This window comes from Sporosarcina sp. Y352 (assembly GCF_056786535.1).
This window is the reverse complement of record NZ_JBXCJE010000005.1, coordinates 319012-339156: the sequence shown is the minus strand read 5'-3', so window position 1 is coordinate 339156 and position 20145 is coordinate 319012. Positions and strand designations below refer to the sequence as shown.

At 40.2% G+C, this 20145-nt stretch carries 16 protein-coding genes; 8 read left to right on the top strand and 8 right to left on the bottom strand.

The annotated features are described in order from the left end of the window. Window positions 1-41: 41 nt before the first annotated feature. The gene (locus tag AC1TO6_RS11530) at window positions 42-2063 is read right to left on the bottom strand and encodes an alkaline phosphatase D family protein (protein ID WP_482101739.1); all 2022 of its coding nucleotides are present in this window, start codon (window positions 2061-2063) and stop codon (window positions 42-44) included. Between the two features lie 176 nt (window positions 2064-2239). Between AC1TO6_RS11530 and AC1TO6_RS11525 the strand changes: the two genes are divergently transcribed. From AC1TO6_RS11525 to AC1TO6_RS11515, 3 genes are all read left to right on the top strand, one after another. Then, entirely contained in the window at window positions 2240-2407 is a 168-nt protein-coding gene (locus AC1TO6_RS11525) for a hypothetical protein (protein ID WP_482101738.1), read from the top strand. 113 nt (window positions 2408-2520) lie between these two features. Continuing rightward, a complete protein-coding gene (locus AC1TO6_RS11520) occupies window positions 2521-3408 on the top strand; it encodes a D-alanyl-D-alanine carboxypeptidase family protein (protein WP_482101737.1) in 888 nt (295 codons plus the stop codon). 160 nt (window positions 3409-3568) lie between these two features. Next, window positions 3569-4891, top strand: coding sequence for a D-serine ammonia-lyase (locus tag AC1TO6_RS11515; protein WP_482101736.1), 1323 nt, complete (start codon window positions 3569-3571; stop codon window positions 4889-4891). Window positions 4892-4989: 98 nt separating this feature from the next. Here the strand turns inward: AC1TO6_RS11515 and AC1TO6_RS11510 are convergent, their stop codons facing one another. Beyond that, entirely contained in the window at window positions 4990-5724 is a 735-nt protein-coding gene (locus tag AC1TO6_RS11510; protein WP_482101735.1) for a YqcI/YcgG family protein, read from the bottom strand. Between the two features lie 148 nt (window positions 5725-5872). Between AC1TO6_RS11510 and AC1TO6_RS11505 the strand changes: the two genes are divergently transcribed. The 5 genes from AC1TO6_RS11505 (at window position 5873) to AC1TO6_RS11485 (ending at window position 10438) form a co-directional block, all read left to right on the top strand. Continuing rightward, window positions 5873-6724 carry a dimethylarginine dimethylaminohydrolase family protein gene (locus AC1TO6_RS11505; protein WP_482101734.1) on the top strand — a complete coding sequence of 284 codons (852 nt, stop codon included), beginning with the start codon at window positions 5873-5875 and terminating at the stop codon, window positions 6722-6724. A 310-nt stretch (window positions 6725-7034) separates the two neighbouring features. Continuing rightward, window positions 7035-7478, top strand: a complete 444-nt coding sequence (locus AC1TO6_RS11500) for an Lrp/AsnC family transcriptional regulator (RefSeq protein WP_482101733.1) — start codon at window positions 7035-7037, stop codon at window positions 7476-7478. Between the two features lie 220 nt (window positions 7479-7698). Beyond that, window positions 7699-9303, top strand: a complete 1605-nt coding sequence (locus AC1TO6_RS11495) for a gamma-glutamyltransferase family protein (RefSeq protein WP_482101732.1) — start codon at window positions 7699-7701, stop codon at window positions 9301-9303. 98 nt (window positions 9304-9401) lie between these two features. Then, entirely contained in the window at window positions 9402-9905 is a 504-nt protein-coding gene (locus AC1TO6_RS11490; RefSeq protein WP_482101775.1) for a chromate transporter, read from the top strand. Continuing rightward, window positions 9902-10438 carry a chromate transporter gene (locus AC1TO6_RS11485; protein ID WP_482101731.1) on the top strand — a complete coding sequence of 179 codons (537 nt, stop codon included), beginning with the start codon at window positions 9902-9904 and terminating at the stop codon, window positions 10436-10438. Before AC1TO6_RS11490 ends, AC1TO6_RS11485 begins: the two co-directional genes overlap by 4 nt. Before the next feature lie 156 nt (window positions 10439-10594). Here the strand turns inward: AC1TO6_RS11485 and AC1TO6_RS11480 are convergent, their stop codons facing one another. The 6 genes from AC1TO6_RS11480 to AC1TO6_RS11455 form a co-directional block, all read right to left on the bottom strand. After that, entirely contained in the window at window positions 10595-10729 is a 135-nt protein-coding gene (locus AC1TO6_RS11480) for a hypothetical protein (protein ID WP_482101730.1), read from the bottom strand. A gap of 75 nt (window positions 10730-10804) precedes the next feature. Next, window positions 10805-12106 (bottom strand): GTPase, encoded by a 1302-nt coding sequence (locus AC1TO6_RS11475; RefSeq protein ID WP_482101729.1) that lies wholly within the window; start codon window positions 12104-12106, stop codon window positions 10805-10807. A gap of 141 nt (window positions 12107-12247) precedes the next feature. Further along, on the bottom strand, window positions 12248-14113 hold the full coding sequence (drmB, locus tag AC1TO6_RS11470; protein WP_482101728.1) for a DrmB family protein: 1866 nt from the start codon (window positions 14111-14113) through the stop codon (window positions 12248-12250). Beyond that, on the bottom strand, window positions 14110-17625 hold the full coding sequence (locus AC1TO6_RS11465; RefSeq protein WP_482101727.1) for a helicase-related protein: 3516 nt from the start codon (window positions 17623-17625) through the stop codon (window positions 14110-14112). The genes drmB and AC1TO6_RS11465 overlap by 4 nt, the downstream gene beginning before the upstream one ends. Before the next feature lies 1 nt (window position 17626). Next, window positions 17627-19132, bottom strand: coding sequence for a hypothetical protein (locus AC1TO6_RS11460; RefSeq protein WP_482101726.1), 1506 nt, complete (start codon window positions 19130-19132; stop codon window positions 17627-17629). Next, window positions 19095-20087 carry a hypothetical protein gene (locus tag AC1TO6_RS11455; protein ID WP_482101725.1) on the bottom strand — a complete coding sequence of 331 codons (993 nt, stop codon included), beginning with the start codon at window positions 20085-20087 and terminating at the stop codon, window positions 19095-19097. The genes AC1TO6_RS11460 and AC1TO6_RS11455 overlap by 38 nt, the downstream gene beginning before the upstream one ends. Window positions 20088-20145 lie beyond the last annotated feature (58 nt).

The following is a 20145-nucleotide window of genomic DNA, read 5'->3' as shown; positions in this document are numbered from 1 at the left end:
GGAGTTTTTTTTATAGGGTGGTCAATCAAACTAAGTAGATGTCACTCCAATCTTTCAAATGAAATTTTCTCTTCGTTCACTCGAAGAAGCGAATTCTGCAAGGAATTTTCATGAATCGATAGAAATCCAATATTATTCTTTGTTTCAACAATCGCGCCATTTCTCATCGACACATAACGGAGCTCCTCTTGCCACTCCGCACTGTCCGGGCATTTAGCACCTTCTTTCCCGTTGACAATCTTCAAGTTTTCATCGCAATAGCGCTGTATTTTCTTCCCTTTTCGCTTTTGAGCATTTAGCAAAATTGCCATTCTCATACAGAATCCCCATACACCCCTAAAACTCATATTATTTGAAGGACTGCTTGTAAATTGCACAATATCGGCAACTGTACCGGTTTTAGACGTTATATGTGAAGTGACTGCAGAAGCATAATGGACGTCACCCGATAAAATAATACAGCGAGAAGGCTGCCATTTGAAAATGGTTCGGATAAAATCATTGAACCCTTTCCCGTTATATTTCCATGCTTCAAAATCGAATCCTTCATTAACCGGAATCCCTAGTGCACGAAGGGGATAGACGTATGCATGAAGAATAGATTCAATCAGACCAATGCCGTAAAAAGGCGTCGGAGAGATGATAATTAGTGGGTTGCCCTTTTTCCAACCGGATGCGACGAGCGTCTCAGACACAAAACGCCACCCCTCGGGACCGATCAGCCGAGGACTTCGGACACTTTCTTTGACCATCCAGCCTACTTTTACCGGTTGTGGCGCATCGTCAAAAGAACGCAATGTACGCGTATTTAGAAACAAGGCAGCGGGATTGGTAGGCGCTACGAAGTGCCAATAACGGAAATCCCAAAGGTGTTCCGTCCACTCTTCGTACGCAGGTGTATCGGCAATAAACCCGTCGACATGATTGCCCATCGACAGTAGGAACTCCTCCGCGAACCGTTGTGGTTCATTGCCCCAACCTTGAAAAGCCCAGTAAGCGAACAATCCGTTTGTGATTACATGTTTCCCTAAAGGTGATTGTGCTACGCGATCACGCCAATTGGCCGATAAATTCCAATCATCCGTTACATCGTGGTCATCAAAGATCATATACGTAGGAACATTCGCAAGTAATCTTCGAACCTGATGGAGCGCTCCGATTGTTTGGAGAAGGTCTTCGCTTTGCCGGTCGTATCTCGCCTTGCAGCGCGCCCATTCCGCCTCATCATCCGGCAACATAAAATGATAGCCATCCGTTTCAAGGATTTCATCAAATGAAGGGATGCAAGCGGTTTCCCATAAGCTTGGGCTCCAGGACAGTAAGTACATAGCGGCATACTCACCGAATGTCATTAGATGATTGCCGGCATTTGTAGCTGTAAATCGGCAAAACTGTTCCATAATGAATTGCCTGCCGTTTACTTGCACGGATGAAGTATTGAATGGTTTATCTGCAAGCCGGCTGTCCAGCTGAGTTAAATCTTCTTGTCTATTTAAGCTCCCTGCAACTGCCTGGATAACTGGGAACAAAGGATCTGCTACATCATCCGCATAGATTTGATCGCCGAGAAGGAACAGAGCGCTTGGTCGTTTCTCCAAGTCTAGCTGGGTATTCTTTATAAGTTCATCCCCTGCCGCAAGTGCATCTTCGCCTTTCCCGTGTAACTTTCTACATGAAGCATAGAGGAAGTTCGAGGTTTTACCGGCGGGGATGAAAAATGAGGGATAAGCAAGATCACCGTAAGTGATGGATTGCTCTTTATTGGCTGAAGTTAAACCGAGGCTTGCAAAGGTGTAAGAGTCTATACCATTATGGAAAAACAGGTCATACCCGAGCAACGTATCTACCGGGAAGTTTCCGTTTATGTGTACGAGGTAGATGAAAAGCTGCTGTCCAGCTCGAATGGAAGAGGTGCGCGTCTTTGTAGGAAGCTTAGCATCGGTAGAGATAACGTAAATGGAAGCGTCAATATCAAAAGGCTGGCTCGTTGCGATCCAAATTGTTACCGAATCGGCTTCAACTCTTCGCAAAATAGGGCCCGCAAGTATCGTTGTTAGTTTCATTTTAAGCACCGCCATCACCTGAGTAGTTCTAGTAGCATATTCGCGAAGAACGGGTGTGGTGTGTGCTGTTGAAATGACTTATTAAGGAAAAGGAACTGTATATGGAACATTCTTTTGAAGTGTTAAATGGTAGGATTAATGTATTGAGATAACCACTTAGAAAAGAGGGGCTAGAAATGCGTTGGATACTAATAATTGTATTGGCAATCGCGTTAGAATTCTTTGTACGTTTTTTAACAAAAAATATGGAAGATAAAAAGAAAAGGGAGAAACTACTAGCGCTTATTTGGTTTGGATTTGGTGCGATTTTAGTTGTGGTATGGCTAATTGGTCGATTCCTATAGATCGCATGTATAGCGAAACTTAAGAAAATCTTCATAATCACGCTAAGAGAATCTTCATGATTAGGGTTCAATATTAAGGTAATGAACCCTATCGACTGAAAAGGCGGAAAAAGATGAAGAAATTAATTTTTATACTAGTGCTAGTTATACTTAGCGTAACGGTTGTATTGAAAACGAAGGAAGCAACCCCGGAAATAGTAGAGTTAAATGTTGGCGCAAAAGCAATCATTTTAATGGATGCCGACACGGGGAAAGTGATCTATGGAGAAAATAGTGCCGAATCGTTACCAATCGCAAGCATGTCCAAAATGATGACACAGTATCTTGTCCTTAACGCCGTGAAGAACGGCACGCTATCATGGGATAGTACATACAATCCAAGTGAAGCAATTCAAAAAGTCATGGGAAAATCCGCAGCGGTCAAACTTGGGATGACTGAAGGCAGTACTTATTCATTGAAAGAACTGTTTACTGCCATGACTGTAAACTCCGCGAACGACGCTGCAATAGCGGTAGCTGAAATGGTTAGTGGAACGGAAGAAGCGTTTGTTGAATTGATGAATGAACAAGCCAACAGTTTCGGGCTGAAAGAGACAACGTTCTTCAATGCGAGTGGCCTGGATGGCGATTACATTGGCAAAGGACCTGAACAAACGAATCGTGCATCTGCCCGTGACGTTGCAGTCATTGCACAAAAGCTGATTGCCAAATATCCTGAGGTGCTCGACTTTACAAAGATGGCGAGTTTTAAAACAAGTGCCGGCGCTACATTGTGGAGTACAAATTTAATGTTGGCGGGTATGCCACAAGCAATGCCAGGGATTGACGGATTGAAAACCGGTTACACAGATCAAGCAGGATCTTGCTTTGTGAGCACGGGCGTCTTTAATGGGCAACGTATTATCTCGGTCGTCATGGATGTTGAAGCAAATGGCGAAGATACGACGAACCCAAGATTCGATCTGACAAGAGAGCTAATTGAGAAATTAGTTATGGAATAATGGGGAGAAATCAAATTTACTGAAAAGCAAACTCAATCATCAATCCAAAAAATAAAGAAGAGTAGCCCTGCCACTCGTGGAAGGGCTATTTGTTTGGCGATTTTAACTGGCACATCATGATATACTGTTGTTACAAAATTGAAAAAAAGAGGCGATAAACATGATGGATAAAACACAAGTCAATGAATGGATAGCAAAATTACCGCTCATCGAGCAGATGGCGGCACGAGAAGAAGTATTGTGGCTCAATCCCTTAATCGAATCGTCAACAACAGGCCTTGTGAAAACAGGCGTGACAGCAGCAGACGTGAAAGACGCATCTGATCGTCTAAAGCGTTTTGCACCGTACATCGAGCTCGTTTTTCCGGAAACCAAAGCATCTAATGGCATTATTGAATCGCCGATTACCGCCATGCCTAATATGAAAGATGCACTTTCCAATGCATACGGAACAACAATTAAGGGAGAGCTACTCCTGAAAGAAGACAATGCGCTTCCTATTTCAGGTTCTATCAAAGCACGTGGAGGTATTTATGAAATACTAAAACATGCCGAAACACTTGCGATTGAACATGGATTGATAACAACAGAGGAAGACTACAGTAAATTTGCAGAACCTGAATTCGGTAACTTGTTTGCCAAACATAAAATTGCTGTTGGCTCAACGGGAAATCTAGGTCTCAGTATCGGCATCATGAGCGCTAAACTAGGTTTCAATGTCACAGTTCATATGTCTGCAGATGCAAAGCAGTGGAAGAAAGACATGCTGCGTGAAAAGGGTGTAACGGTCGTTGAATACGCGGACGACTATAGCAAAGCTGTTGAAGAAGGACGTCGTCAGGCAGATGCAGATCCTTTATGTCATTTTGTCGATGATGAAAATTCACTCGATCTGTTCTTAGGTTATGCAGTGGCGGGAGAACGCGTTGCAGACCAGTTGAGAGCTCGAGGTACAATCGTTACTGAAGACAACCCACTTTACGTTTACCTGCCATGCGGTGTTGGTGGAGGACCTGGAGGCGTAGCGTTTGGATTGAAGCTCGCTTTCGGTGACGCGGTAAGTTGTTTCTTTGCAGAGCCAACACATTCCCCGTGTATGATGCTTGGCATGATGACCGGTCTTCACGATAATGTTTCCGTTCAAGACTTCGGACTCGACAATAAAACGGCCGCTGACGGACTCGCGGTTGGCACAGCATCTGGTTTTGTCGGAAAGACGATGGAACCTTTACTAGCTGGCTGTTACACAATAGCAGACGGAACAATGTTCAAGTTATTGAAGCTACTTGCAGATACAGAAAGCATTCGACTTGAACCATCTGCACTTGCGGGGATGACTGGCCCGATACAAGTCATTAACAAGAATATTCCAGGCGCAAATTCCTTAAACACAACTCATCTCGTGTGGGGAACAGGCGGTAGTATGGTGCCCGAATCTGAAATGAATCTGTACTATGGGATGGCGGAAATGAGCGGGAAATAATTCGAGCTATTTCCCGGGAAATGGACATTATTCGGGAAATAATTGCAGAGAATAAAAAACCTCACAGAAATGTGAGGTTTTTTAGGTTTGTATGGTATTTACTGCATCTCCTTATGTGAAAACGGACATTTACCTTGAATCGGTTCCACGTCATCGCCAATGAAAAACTGTTTCCATTCATTATGATCGGGATCGCCAAAATGACTGATGTCGGGGTGTTTCGGAAGCTGGTCCCAAACTTCTACGCGTTCGCGTACCTTTTCACGCGACATCACACCGCCTTTTTCTGTTCCTTTCAGCCCTTCGAAGATTCGTCTCGGCTGGAAACCGAGCACCATCGCATTGCCAAGATCTCGCGTTTTCCGTTGCTTGTAAGCTGGTGCATTGCCAAAAACAAAAATCGGCTCACCGTGGAAACGAAAATCCCATAAGTGATGCGCAGGATCTCGGGGACTATCGGCAGGCCATTCAAAGTCATCTGCTCCATGCAAATACTGTAATATTTCCCAGAACTGCATCCGATAATCCTCTAAAGAGCCTTCGTTTTTAAACGGTTCTACAAAAACGAAGAGACCATGTCGCTTATGCTCGGGGTTCTCGAATAGTGCTAAAAATGCCTTTAAAGTCGCTGGCAAGTTGGACCAGTCGTCTTGTGTCACATATCCATAACGCAATTCACCCTTTAACTCTCCACCCATACCGAAATAACAAGGAAACGATTTGTCTGTCACCGTTTCATGGAATGTTTGGTATTCTTTCAACAACCAATCAGGTAAATCCGTTCGCTCCGCAAAATCCTCTTTTGTCAATAAAGCATTATCTAACTGAATCATTGTTTCTCCCCCAATCTACTAATTCTTTAATCTTTCATCTTCCCTCTAGTTACAGAAATTAAACAAAAAATGTTTGAAAACGAAGCATTAGGGAAACGTATAGAAGACGAAAATATAGAAAATGAAAAAATCAATTGGAGGAACGATGATGAATTCCCCTATGGAAGATACCTCGACAACTCAATGCAATACTGAATATGATACGCTTCTCCGTGTCATCCTATGTCAGCCGAAATTTATGGCTATTGAAGAAGTCATCAATGACGTACAAAGAAAGTATGAAGATGAAAATATAAATATTGAATTAGCGATGAAACAGCATAATGAATTTGAAAAACTCCTTAAAGCGCATGGAGTGGAAGTCATTAAATTGCCTTCATCCGAAAAGTTTCCAGAGCAAGTTTTTACCCGAGATATCGGTTTTACTGTGGGTGAAGATATTTTTGTAGCGGAAATGGCAAGCGATATACGCAAAGGGGAAGAGGAAGCACTCGAGGAATGGCTGGATGAAGAAGATATTTCGTTCCAAACCACTACGAGTCAAGTTGAAGGCGGAGATGTCATTGTAGATCGCGGCACGTTGTTTGTCGGTATTAGCAGTCGAACTTCGATTGAGGCCGCTGAGAAACTAAAGGTGGATCTACCGGATTACACGATTATCCCTGTCCCTTTCAATGAAAAGTATTTACATCTCGATTGCGTATTTAACATTCTTTCACCTAAGGTCGCGCTGATTTTCAGGAAAGCATTTGACCAGAGAATTATTGACTATCTTGCAGAAAACTATAAACTGATTGACGTTTCCGAAGAAGAACAATTCACGATGGGCACAAACGTCCTATCCATTGGTGACAAAAAAGTGTTTAGTCTCCCACAAAACAAACAAGTCAACGCTCAAATCCGTGCACACGGTTTTGAAGTCATCGAAGTCGAATTCGATGAAATCATTAAATCTGGCGGCTCTTTCAGGTGTTGCTCAATGCCTGTCAATCGAGAATAGAATTGATGAAAAACCTCACTGTAGAGTGAGGTTTTTGTATGTCCTGTTTTCATATTGCTCTGCCAAACAACGTATTTTTGTGCTTCAGCTTTCGATCATTTCGTCTTCTACTCAACTAGTACTCCATGAAGCCAAACAAAAACGTAAACAAGTTGGAAGTCTGATTGAAATGCTGACCATACAGCGTATCTCCCGAAAGGCAGCACTTGACCTTTATCTACCCAAAGTGCATATTGGAACTATACATTTCGGATCACATTGTACGTAATTTACATAGATATTAGACATATAGGTAGGGAGGAAACCGGAAATGGACGCAACTGATAAAAGAATTTTAGAGCTACTTATAGCTAATGGACGCCTATCTTACGTGGATATAGGAAAAGAACTTAATTTATCACGTGTTGCGGTACGTGAAAGGGTTCATAATCTCCAAGAGAATGGGATTATTGAGCGCTTCACAGTCGTCGTGAATAGTGAAAAAGTGGGGAAGGGTGTATCAGCATTCTTCGAAGTAGACTGCGAACCCGCGTCCCTAGTGAGTGTTGCACAAGCGCTCGCTGACAATCCCTCTGTAGCAAGCTGTTATCAAATGACTGGCCCATCAACCCTTCATATGCACGTATTGGTAAATGATTTTACCGACCTGGAGAAGTTCATCAATGAAGAATTATATGCACTTGATGGAATAACGAGAGTGGAGAGTCATATCTTACTTCGGAGATTTAAAAGTCGAGCGGGACTGAAATTGTAAATCGGACAGAAAAAACCTATTCTTGGATAGGTTTTTTATTTTGTGAATCGAAATGGTTATACATTTTTTTGAAAAACCATGTATTGCTTTAACTGAATTTTTGTTTTATACTCGTGACAACCATATTTATAACATTTGTTAAGTGAAAATTGATTTTTGATTAACAAGTGATTAAAAAACACAATTTAGCTGAAAATAAAATTACCCGAGGAGGGCTTTCATGGATCACTTATATCATCCGTTTCAATCACAGCGACATACAGGATTTGCTCGAAAAGGAATGGTCGCTACATCACAGCCACTTGCAGCGAATGTAGGATTGGCCATTTTACAAAAAGGAGGCAATGCCATTGATGCTGCAATTGCAACAGCGGCAGCACTCACAGTCGTCGAGCCAACTTCAAATGGCATAGGGGGCGATGCGTTCGCACTGGTCTGGGTGAAGGATAAATTGTACGGACTTAATGCATCTGGACCTGCACCAGCGACGTTAACGGTGGAAGCAGTTAAAGCACTGGGGCACGATAAGATGCCGACTTACGGGATGGTTCCAATTACAGTGCCTGGGACGCCCGCGGCATGGGTAGAACTGTCGCGCAGGTTTGGAAAGCTACCTTTGAAGGAAGTACTGGAGCCAGCCATTCGTTACGCAGAAGAAGGTTTCCCGCTCACACCTATCCTCGGCAAGTACTGGGAATCAGCCTATAAAGAGTTTAAAAAGCAATTCAGCGGAGATGAGTTCAATGCTTGGTTCGAAACGTTTGCACCAGATGGCCGTGCACCTAAAATAGGTGAAATGTGGTCTTCACCAGGTCATGCAAAGACACTTCGAGCCATTGCAGAAACTGAGGCACGTGATTTTTATGAAGGCGAAATTGCCGATGAGATTGATGCATTCATGAAAAAACATGGCGGCTTTTTATCGAAAGAAGACCTAGCTACCTACAAACCGGAATGGGTTGAACCTATTTCAGTGAACTATAAAGGCTATGATGTGTGGGAAATCCCTCCAAATGGTCATGGGATGGTAACACTTATGGCATTAAATATTTATAAGAAACTAAGTAAACCCGAGTGGCAATCTGCTCAATCGATTCATGAACAAATCGAAAGTATGAAACTAGCATTCACAGATGGTAAGGCATTCATTACGGAAGAAGCGGATATGCCAGTCGAAACAGCACACCTGTTATCAAACGAATACGCGGAAAAACGGGTACAGCTGGTTGGTGATGAAGCAATCGATCCAGAGCCTTACGAATTGCCGAAGGGGGGAACTGTGTACCTCGCGACAGCAGACGAAGAAGGGAATATGGTATCTTTCATCCAATCCAACTACATGGGCTTTGGTTCGGGTATTGTTGTTCCAGGAACAGGGATTGCATTTCAAAATCGAGGGCACGACTTTTCGCTCGATGAAAACCATCCGAACGTTCTGAGACCAGGTAAACGATCCTATCATACAATCATTCCTGGTTTCCTCACAAAAGGCGGAAATGCGGTTGGTCCATTTGGTGTAATGGGAGGCTATATGCAGCCACAAGGTCATTTCCAAGTCGTCGTAAACACAATCGATTACTTGCTAAATCCCCAGGCGGCGCTTGACGTGCCTAGGTGGCAATGGACTGAAGCGAAAAAAGTGCGAGTGGAGCCAGAGTTCCCGAATCATTTGGTGCAGGCACTTAGTAGAAAAGGCCATGAAGTGACAGTCTCAATTGATGGCGGAGGTTTTGGACGTGGCCAAATCATATGGCGAGACCCAGAAACAGGCGTACTTCAGGGCGGAACTGAATCTCGTACGGATGGGGCGCTAGCAGCTTGGTAAAAGTTAACGAGACTACCCGAAGTGTCGAGAAAACGGCCGTTTCTGGAAAGTGGAAGCTACAAAAAGATTTATTCGCCGCCTTTTGCAGAGTAGGCTTATTGGGTTTTGGTGGAGGACCTTCTGCAATTCCGTTGTTCCATCAAGAAGTTGTACGCAAATACAAGTGGATGGATGAAGACGAATTCAGCGACACACTTGCGCTCGGAAATACAATGCCTGGACCGATTGCGACAAAGTTGGCTGGGTATATTGGCTACAAAGTGGGCGGTAAATTAGGTTGTCTCAATGCCATAATTGCCTCTGTGATCCCAACGTCCATAATGATGATATTGTTAATCGGCATTTTGCAGACATACAAAGACATTCCATGGGTAAAAAACATGTCCGCTTCTGTTGTGCCAGTCGTGGCAGTTATGCTAGGCATACTGGCTTGGGATTTCGTCAAAAAATCCGGCGATACGCTCGGTTGGAAAAAGGCATTAACGATGTTGGTCGCCGCGGGGATTTTATTGGAAGCATTGAACATACACCCCGCATTTGTTATATTGCTCGTTCTTATATTCATCTTCCTTCCAATTCGAAATAGGAGGGGAAAAGCGTGATTTATTGGCAACTGTTTCTAGCGTTTTTTATACCTGGAATACTAGGGTACGGGGGCGGACCGGCTAGCATTCCGCTCGTGGAAAACGAAGTCGTCGGTACCTACGGGTGGATGGACACCCAAGAATTCAGTGAGGTCGTCGCTATCGGGAATTCCTTGCCGGGACCCATTGCGACGAAAATGGCTGCATCCGTCGGCTATTCAGAAGGCGGTATCCTAGGGGCGGTGGTCGCTTTATTCGCTTCCGTTGCACCTTCTCTATTATTGATGATCGGATTAATGGCAATTCTCATGAAATACAAGGACCATCCCAAAGTGAAAAGTATAACGAAGTTTGTTCGTCCAGTCATCGCCATTCTTTTGTTATTCATGACTCTCCAGTTTGTGGAGACAGCGGTCGAAGGGGTAGGGTTTCTACTTACCGGCGGCATCGCCCTGGCAAGTTTCTTGATGCTTCAAAAGTGGAATTGGCATCCAGCATTCGTTATCATGCTAGCGCTAGGTTTTGGTGCTGTGACAGGGATTGATTGGTGAAAAATCACTGCAAAAGCGTTTTTTAAAACGTCTAGAACCTTGTTATTGTAATAAACTCGGATAAACTGAAACGCATAGAAAAACGCCATTGCTGACACTACATCAGCAATGGCGTTTTCTTGTTTGTAATAGAGTATTGATACCAAAAGTAGTGTATTACTCGCGCTTAGAAGCCGTAGTGCTTGAACCTTCATACGCGACGAGCGTAACCCCTAATTTAGTTTCAAGGGCAAGTAGTTCCTCCAATTGTTTAACGTCCAAGTCCGCTACTTTAACATTATCAAATGTCATCCAATCTCTCCTTTCCACTTAAACGTATTGTCTCCGCTTCAAACGGCAATATACATGGTGAAGTGGAGATTTGCATTAGGGGCGTGATGCATCAAACTCATCCCGCGCCTTCTTCACGATCTGCTTCAACTCATCTTCCGGAACACCTTTCAAATAGTAAGCGACTGCAGCCTTTCCAATCGCATACGTTCCGCCACTCGCGATACTTGCACTAATCGCAGACCCCGCACCTGGCAGCACCAGATTCGCAAACTTACTGCCTTGCTGCGCAATCATTCGCAACGTGAAACCAGTCGCTCCAATTCCGCCGAGCGAAACCAGTAATTCCCTTGCCGTTTTAAACTCCAAATCGCGGCCAGACAAATAGGCAATGATCATCAGAAGGACGGTCTGTAGCGACAGAAGAACAGCAATATCCGTCGCGATAATCGGACTCAGTGCAACTGTCGCTGAAAGTGCCGAAAACACTTTAATGAACCGCAGCGCAATCTTTTCAGAGATTTTATTCATTCGTATCGTCATGCCGAGGTGAATGGCTGCCCGTATGTCGATACTTTGTTCCAAAAAATCCAGCAGTTCCTCAATGCCGTAACGGCCGTCAAATTCAATCGTCAACGCACGGCGCTCAGCATCAGACAACTCATCAGGGTTCCGATTCCATTCGATATAAGAAGAAACAGGAATAATCGCCTCCACGTGCGCATCACGGGCCTTGAAGATTCGTTGCAGTTGCGCTTTCTTCTCCTCCACCAAGTCCAGCTTGCCCACCGGATAATCCGCGGGGTCTTTCGCGCGAGAAGGATTCAGCTCGTCCACATGCGTAAGTATGCCAACCATCGGCAAATCATATCCCACATTCAGCATGATCTTTTTCGCACTGTCCACGTCAATATCGATATGCGCCCGCTCCGTCGCCTTCTGCAAAAATAGGATCGCATCCGGCCGGAATTCCTTAATAATAGCCGTAAGCTCAGCTTCAGCCGACTTGGTAAACGACTCCGATTCACCTATTCCGCGTGTGTCAATGACTTCAAAATACACCTGACCATCCGATTCATATGTAAACCGTCGCGCTTCCTTCGTCCCAATCTCAACGTCGCTCACTTCCGCAAGATATCTCCCACTCATCGCATTGATTAGACTACTTTTACCGACACCCGTCCTGCCAACAAGCACAAAGCGGGGAGGACGTGGATCCTTCAAACCTTCCAGCAGCTTGTTCAAATCCTTATCATCTAGCAAAACATCCATCAATTTCGCCTGTTGCTTACCCGACAACAAATTACCCGGGATTTTTGCAAGCAACTCCTCCAAGTAATTATTCAGGTTTCCGATATGATTCATACGTTTCTGCATCTCTTCGAATTGGGGATTCATGGGGGCTAAAACTCCTTTGCGACATATGTTACTAGTTCTTTACCCGTTTTGGAGGGGTTTCAGTCGGAATGAATTCTAGAACCAAAGAAGTTCCATACACTAAATTTTGAATCCAAAACAATAATTCAATCATCCTGTTAATTAAAATATAGATTTGAAAAATCCAATTGTTGGATCGCTAATCAGCTTCCGATCTAGATACATATTGCCGATTTCACAAGATGTTTCTGGTAGATGGACACAGTTATAACATGCTGCCCCATTTACACCATGGAGCCCTTGTCCCTGAGAAATTGCAAGTTCGCTACAAACAGGATCGGAACTACACCATTGTGAATTCATTATGGAATTATCGATTAGCTTAAAAAATTTATCTTTTCGTCCTAAACGTACAAGACCTCCAAAAGTACCTTCAATATCTCCCGCGGATGTGTAAATCAATATGGATGCTTGTTCAGGATGCATATAAAGACGTTCACGAATGGATGCCATATTATAGCCACTTGTATTCGAAATTTCTTCAATTATCAAATGGGCTAGTGTATGCATCATAATATTACGAGGTGCCTCTATTATCTCAGGCATTATATGATCCATATTTTCAATTCGTTCTTTATAATCCTCAAAATATGTTTTTACAAGTTCTTCTTGTTCCCAAAGTGAAATTTTTTCTAAGTCAAATTGAATAAAGATACCTTCACCATATACTGTATATGCAGGAAGCCATTTTTGATTATGGGGTACTTCTTTATGATACATTAGGTCATAAGAAGAAGTATAAGAGTACTGACCGTTTTCATCTGTTCTACTTAAACGCTTAAAACCAGATAATGCAGTAGTTTCTCTTAGTTTTGTCACGCGATTAACTCGTCTAAAAAAAGACTTATAAACATCGGAAAATTGTATACTATCTGTATCCTTATCTGTATTTGTCCATTCTACTTGAACCTTCAAATAATCCTCTGTACATTCATCCTGAAGTTTCTCAAATTCTTTATTGCGTAATAATAATGGAGAACCTACTTCAATTGTATTGCCATCTTCAACGATGCTATCCTCTAAATAAAGGACAACTTTTTCAAAATCTTCACGGGACGCTTTAATCTGTGTACTTAAAGCGTTGTACAAAATATCTACTTTTCCTTCAAAAGTATTTGCAGCTTCTAAAGCTCCCAATACAGCAACATTCCGCTGGAGTATATCAAGTAAGCGATCAACATTTTGATTTTTTTCACCGGGTAATGAGATTATACTAATTTTTTGTGGCATATAAACATTGATTGAGTTACGAAGAATTGCCACAGGATTTTCGTTACATTCTTCAAATTCATCCCCACACCAAGCTTTATGGCCATTACATTTAAATTCTTTATTCGTAGAATTCAGTTTTTCGGAAAGAACTGTTCCGCCAGGTTTCTGAGAATTATTCGAAGTGATTCCTTTTAAACTTCTAGCAGAGCCACATGAGCATGTGATTTTCCAAGAATCAAGTGTTGCTCCACCCACTGTAATGAGCTTCATCCTTCCTCTGCAAGTCGGTTGATCACTTTGATGTACCCATTCTCGCCAGGGGAAATCTGAGATATGTCCCTTGGCACAAATAATAATAAATGGTACTTGCTTATAGTAGCGAGAATTTTCACATTCGGCACAGTAGTTTCTCGCTGATTCAATTGTGTAATTTAATTCATGCATAGTGTGACAAAATGGACAATAATTCCACTTTGGGAATCGTAAAAGGGGAATCGTAATTTTTGCATTTGCTACATCTGCCCCTACATCTCGATAGTCAGGTGGTAAATATAATTTATTAACGCCTAAAAAACCTTTAAGACGTGGTTCGAATATTTCGAATTCAGCTTTAGAATCTATATTGTTCCCTTTAGAATCCTGAAGCCAATAATCTAAAGCGCCAACAATAGCAGTCTCCCCTTCAGGGCTAACAATTAAAGAACCTGGACCGTTTGAGCCAACTAATTGACTACGGCGTAATGGTAACCTTCTCATATATTAAAAACTCCCCAATCTCTCTTTGTTTTTGGAGTTACTGATTCTGATGTAATATTTAACGAAATTTCGCCTTTACTTTCAGCGTCTACGCTGCGGAGTGAATTAATAACTCCTATAGATTTGGGTGAATTATTTTTAGCAATCGGATCTCCGCTTTTATACATTAATCCCTGTACGTTATTACCAACATCCCAAGAGTTAAAGTCTCCACTTAAAATTTTATTGTAAATGGCATCCATTGTATTTTTGAATACATTTGCTTGTTCGATATCTACTATTTTTAAACGGTTAACTAAACTCTGTTCAAAGTGTGTAAATTCTTCAGAGTCCATAATATCCGCAAATGCTGCGGCATCTGGTGTTTTAGCGAGTAAGTCTGTGAATCGCTGACGGACAAAACCGATTACAACAGCGCTAAGACCTCGTTCAAGGCTTGCATCAGAAAACGGTGTTACACTTGTTGTTTCTACTTGTGCATACAGCCTTTGATGATACTCATTAAAATGTTCGAAATGAGATTTATCACGAGAATTTCGATTGGAGTAGATTGTGAAAATAACTCCTGGACGTTCATCTGCTCTACGCCCAACCCGACCTGTCACTTGAATATATTGAGCTGTTGTCTTTGGCTGCCCTACTACAGCCATAACTGACAGACGATCAATATCTACACCTACTTCAATAATGTTAGAAGCAAGACAAACATCTAATGGTTTATTTTTAACTTTTGTATTGAATTCTTTTTTCAAGTCATCAATTGTTTTTGAAATTTCATGACTTTGTAAACGAGATGTTAATTCTAAAGGTTCTTTAATAAAACGCTGTTGATCATAGTCTTCTCTTTTTTTAATGGAACTAATATAAGTTGGAATATCCATGTTACAAAGGTTAATGCCTGCACCTAAATCTCTCAAACTGTTATAGAAAGCAAGTAATGTCCAATATGGATCACATTCATCTTCTGGTAGGAGGAAAGCTTCTTGTAAAATTGCAGAGAATGTTTGTACTTCAGCCATCATTAACCCTACGTTTGATGTAAATACACCTACATATTTACGTCCAGGCTTTGGCCGGTTAGTCCCTTTATCTAGAGCAATTTTTGCGAAGAAAGAATCATCTATATTTAAACCAGGACTAGGAAATAGATTTGCCTTTTTACGAGCAAACAAGCAACGTGCCTGTTCTTCAAAATCTTTTATTGTCGCTGTCGCGCAAATGATTTTTGGTTTAATAGATTTACCATTTACTTTTTTGGTACAAAGTTCTTCAATTAATCCCTCAAAAAGACCGGCTAAAGTGCCAAGTGGTCCAGAAATTAAATGGAGTTCGTCTTGAATAATTAAGTTAGGTGGAGTGTATAACTGTTCTCCATTTTTACCTATGCCAAATAGCGTTCGTGCCTGAGGATTCCATACAAGTTGGACAAATTTATCGACAGTCCCAATTAAGAAAGTTGGACGCTTCTCATAAATAGTTTCATCTACAAAGTACACTGGGATTTCTTCGTGGAAATGGCAATCTACATCTGGACAGTAAGTAACTAGCTTATTTTCTACACTTGTATAACCATGGATGGAAGTATCTTTTTTACCCTTTTGATTTTTTGATTTGATTCTACCAATCGTACTGCCACACCAAGGACAACGATTTAAAATAAATGTTTCAGATCGTACACCATTATTCATCTCTCTTAATTGAGCAAGAGCTTTTTTATGATTATTTGGTGATGTTGTACCACCAACCCACATACCAATTGAAAATGGTTTAGAACCTAGTGTCGTGTCCTCGGTCGTGCGTAAATACTCCATTGCACAAATTAAGCGGGAAGAACGTTGGAATTGATCAGCCGTTAATAATCGTAATGTATAACGCATCAAAATATCGACTCCGGCATCACTTGGGTTAACTAGTCGACGATAGAACATTTGGAAGGCGCCTACCGCTAAGTAGGCTTCTGTTTTACCGCCACCAGTAGGGAACCAGATAAGATCCACGATTTCTCTCTCAGGCGATTCATCATTAACGATAGAATCAATTGACATTAAGAAAAATGCAATTTGGAATGCACGCCAGCTATTTCGACTTTGTAAGAGCTGCGGTAATAGTTTTACAACTTCTGAATAAGATAGTGCGTAATGTAATTCGAGATTTTTTGTTTCAGGGACACGCTCTGTTTTCCCGTTTACTTGTTGTAATAGTATTGCTTTATTAGCAAGTATAAAAGCTGTTCGTATTGTTTCATCTTGTAAATGGGTTAACCCACGACGCATTCGATTTAAACTTTCTTTCCCTAGGTTCATATTGTGAATAGCTGCAGGCTGAAGGACGGTAGTAAGTGCATTGATTTCTTGTTCGCAAGCTCGAATCCATTGTTCATATCCATTTAGTAAAGGTTCTAATATCGTGGCAATATTTTCATAGCTTATGCAGTTCGCTAAGTCAATCATACTAATTTTCAATTCAGATTCTATACCATCTTTTACAATCGTAACATCTGGTGTCATACTAGTTGTTTCATAGGTTGGAACGAACGTGGTCTTAATTTCTGTGATTCTATCGGAAAATTGGTCCCAAGTAGTAGAACATCCATGTCCAAACGCATAGTTAATTTTATTACGGTAAAGTAGCTCGTCATTTGTTTCTTCAGGTGTCATAGGTAACATGCGTTGATAATGTTTTGGATAATTCAAAAATGAGCTATTTAACACTTGTGCAGAAATTTCTGCTTGGAAAACAACTGCTTCATCTGCTTGTCCCTTATTTTTTTGTGTAGAAGTACGGTTTGTGACTGTTAATGTAATGAGTTTTGTATTGTTTTTTAATCTACAACGAATACTTAGAGAAATATCAAACTTATTTATTAATTCTTTATCTAAGTTATATAGAGGAAGTGTTACACTTCTTTGAAAGTTGTCAGGAGACGAATCCAAATCTATCGTATACTCGCCAATCATTGTTTCTCGAAGCCACCATGATTTCGAATATTTCTTTTCTCCAATAGTTACTTTATGTGCCTTATAGTTTGCCCCTTTAAAAGAAACTCTAAGTTTTGTTGTTTCAGGTGCAATACGGCAAGTAAAACCTAAGCTTGAGGGTAAGAAATCATTTGATGATACACTTTTTGTTCCTTCTGTAGTTAAGTTTTCATTTCTAGTTTGGTTCAATTCCTTGTGTTGTAAATCTGGATTTATAATAACTATGTCTGTTTCATCTTCATTCGGGGAAAGCCCATCTAATGCAACAATTTCTTCTTGTTTAGCCTGCATAGGGTAAAGCATACCTGCAGAATATCTTCGAGAAGGGAAATCTGTTTGCAAAACCTCTTCTTTTTCTCCACAATGTAACCGATAATAATTATTTTTTGCCTCATCCGCTGTTAACACAATATTCCCAGCTTCTTTAAATGCTTTAGACTTCTCGTGTATACGACTAGGACCAATAATTTCAATTTCGACGGCTTTAATAAGTTTTTCTCTATTAATAAGTGCATTTTCCATTTTAACAACCATATTATGCCCTCCAAACTTTTAAAATATCTTTTTTATCTACAACAATTGTTTTTTCATGAATTTTTTTTACGACTTCAATATTGAATGATGCTCCTACTAAGGTATCAGCAGAGAAGGTAGCGAAGCCCTGATTCTCTACATCATTAATTAAATCTGGTTTTATTGATTCAAGTAGTTGTGTTGTCACAAATCTCCCTGCTTTTAAATGTGCAGAACGAATTTTTTCAGTGGAACGTAATATAATGCGGCTCTCTCTTTCGCTAAAATCTAAAAGACTTAGTAATTCAGGTAGACATTTAGGGGCAATTCGTTCAGGCTCAATCCAATTTCTAATATTTTGCTCTGTAGCAGTCGATATACCTTGGGTTTTTAAAATTTGGGTAAGCTTTCGAATACCATGACTTTTTATTTGATTCGTAAGTCTTTTTCTCCAAATTCTTTGATTACTGCGGTATCCAATGGATTTCACTCCTAATAGGGAATCGGCAATTTCTATAATTAAATCTACTGAGCTATGATTACGGAAGAGCAGTAAATTCCCTAACTCTATTTGCTTTAATCCAACAGAATCGAGTTGTAAACTACTAGGTTCTAAGCGACGTATTTTGGAGGTATTTGGAATGAGACTGTAATAATTATTTTCTAATAAAATAAGTTTACACTCAACTCTATCTGCTACTTTAATTGAGTTAGTATTGCTTTCATAGTGCTTAATAATTTCCTCTTCATTCAAACTATCTGTAATATTCCCCAAATCTACTTCGAAAATAGCACCATTATGACCTTCCGATAATTGAATGTAATCATAGATAGTAGTCACAGTATCCGAAGTGCTAAGTTGTTTGAAGTTTTCAACCTCTTGTAATTTATTATTAAAAATAGAGTACGTTACAAAATAAGTGTCTTTCGCAAAAAATAATGACGAATATTTATTGTCATAGTTAAATGGTGAACCAATAAAAATAACATTGTCAGCTACAATGCCCAACCTAATAAATTCATTGGCTTTCATAATAGGAACACGGATTTCATTTAATAATAAAAATGGGGTGTTACTTAAAAACTTAGTCAAAATATATGTTTTTTCTGTAATAATACTTTGTGATTTTTCCAAGAGTAAATTTCTCATGAAATTTATTTCTCCATAGTCTGTTTGAATTGTTTTTAGAATTTTAGCAATGGGAATACAATATTGCTGAAATAAGTCAGGATAACGAGCTTGAATATTTTGAAGGAGTATAAAAATATCCTCTAAAAACTCGTCGAAAATATTATTGTAAATATCCAATGAGGTGAAAAATCGATTAATTATTTTCCTGAATGCGGTGAATGTTTCTATTAATTGATCTTCCGATTCGTAATGTTTTTTAATTTCATTCGATAATTCTCTGCACAACACATATAGACTTGAAATTTCAGCATTTTCTATCTGAAGAAATTCAATATTTTTAGGTTCCATATAGTGTGAGTTAATTAGCTCGATATGAGTTTTTCGATTGCCAACCAAGCATTTCAACCCCCTTGGGTAAAGTGATATTTCCCTCATTTAGATACTGGACAATCTGATTTGTAACAATTGTGCTTTTTGTGTTAACGATTTCTTGCTCTATTGTTGCACGCAACAGATCTGAGGTTTCGGTATTTTCATGGCGATCATCTAGAATAACACGACAATTATTCTTAAAACCGTTCAGGTGTGTAAGAGCTTTATTGGCTCCTATAAATAATATAGGTAAACTTTTGTCATCTGTAGTATCAGCACTAGTTGAATTTGTAACCCAATGAATATTTCGGAAATCGCTCATACTTCCATCCATCAAAAAATCTTTCATCGTTAATTTATGACCAGAGATATTAAATTTAATTACACGTAAATTATCATTAAATTCTGTTTTTGTTCCTGCAATATTAATGCAAGGCTCATTTAATAATTCATGTGTTTGAAGCGTCGAACTGTCGTAAATATACCGTAAGTTGGTCGAACCTAATCGATCTAATTCTTTAATACTTCTTGCTGATTTAATATGTTCGCTACCTTTTCCAGCAATTATCACCTGCTCTCGCCACTGTTTTTGTGGAATTGAATGTGTAGTTTTTTGTAAGTTATAAAACTTCAAATACCAGGAATCGTTAGAAAACTCACCATGAAGTAAATCTATTACAGAACAGCGAACCCACTTTTCAAAATTGTAATAGTAAATATAATCACCGTGTTTCAATTTTTTAAATTGAGATAAAATAGTGTCATCTGCAATTTCTTTTTTCATATTTTCATCGAAAACGCCCAAAGCTACAAAATATGAAAAAATCAGGTTATTAGGTAAAGAGAGATATATATGGATGTTATTTCCTACAAGGCTATTTTTCTTGGAAAATCGACCAATAGCTATAGCGAATAGCATCCATTGTTCTAGATTCCGTAGACTATGTTTATATTCATATTTCCATAAATTAATATCCATAAGTAATCACTACCATTTCTCGTATAATTATATGCTATGAAAGGGATTTAACTTTGTT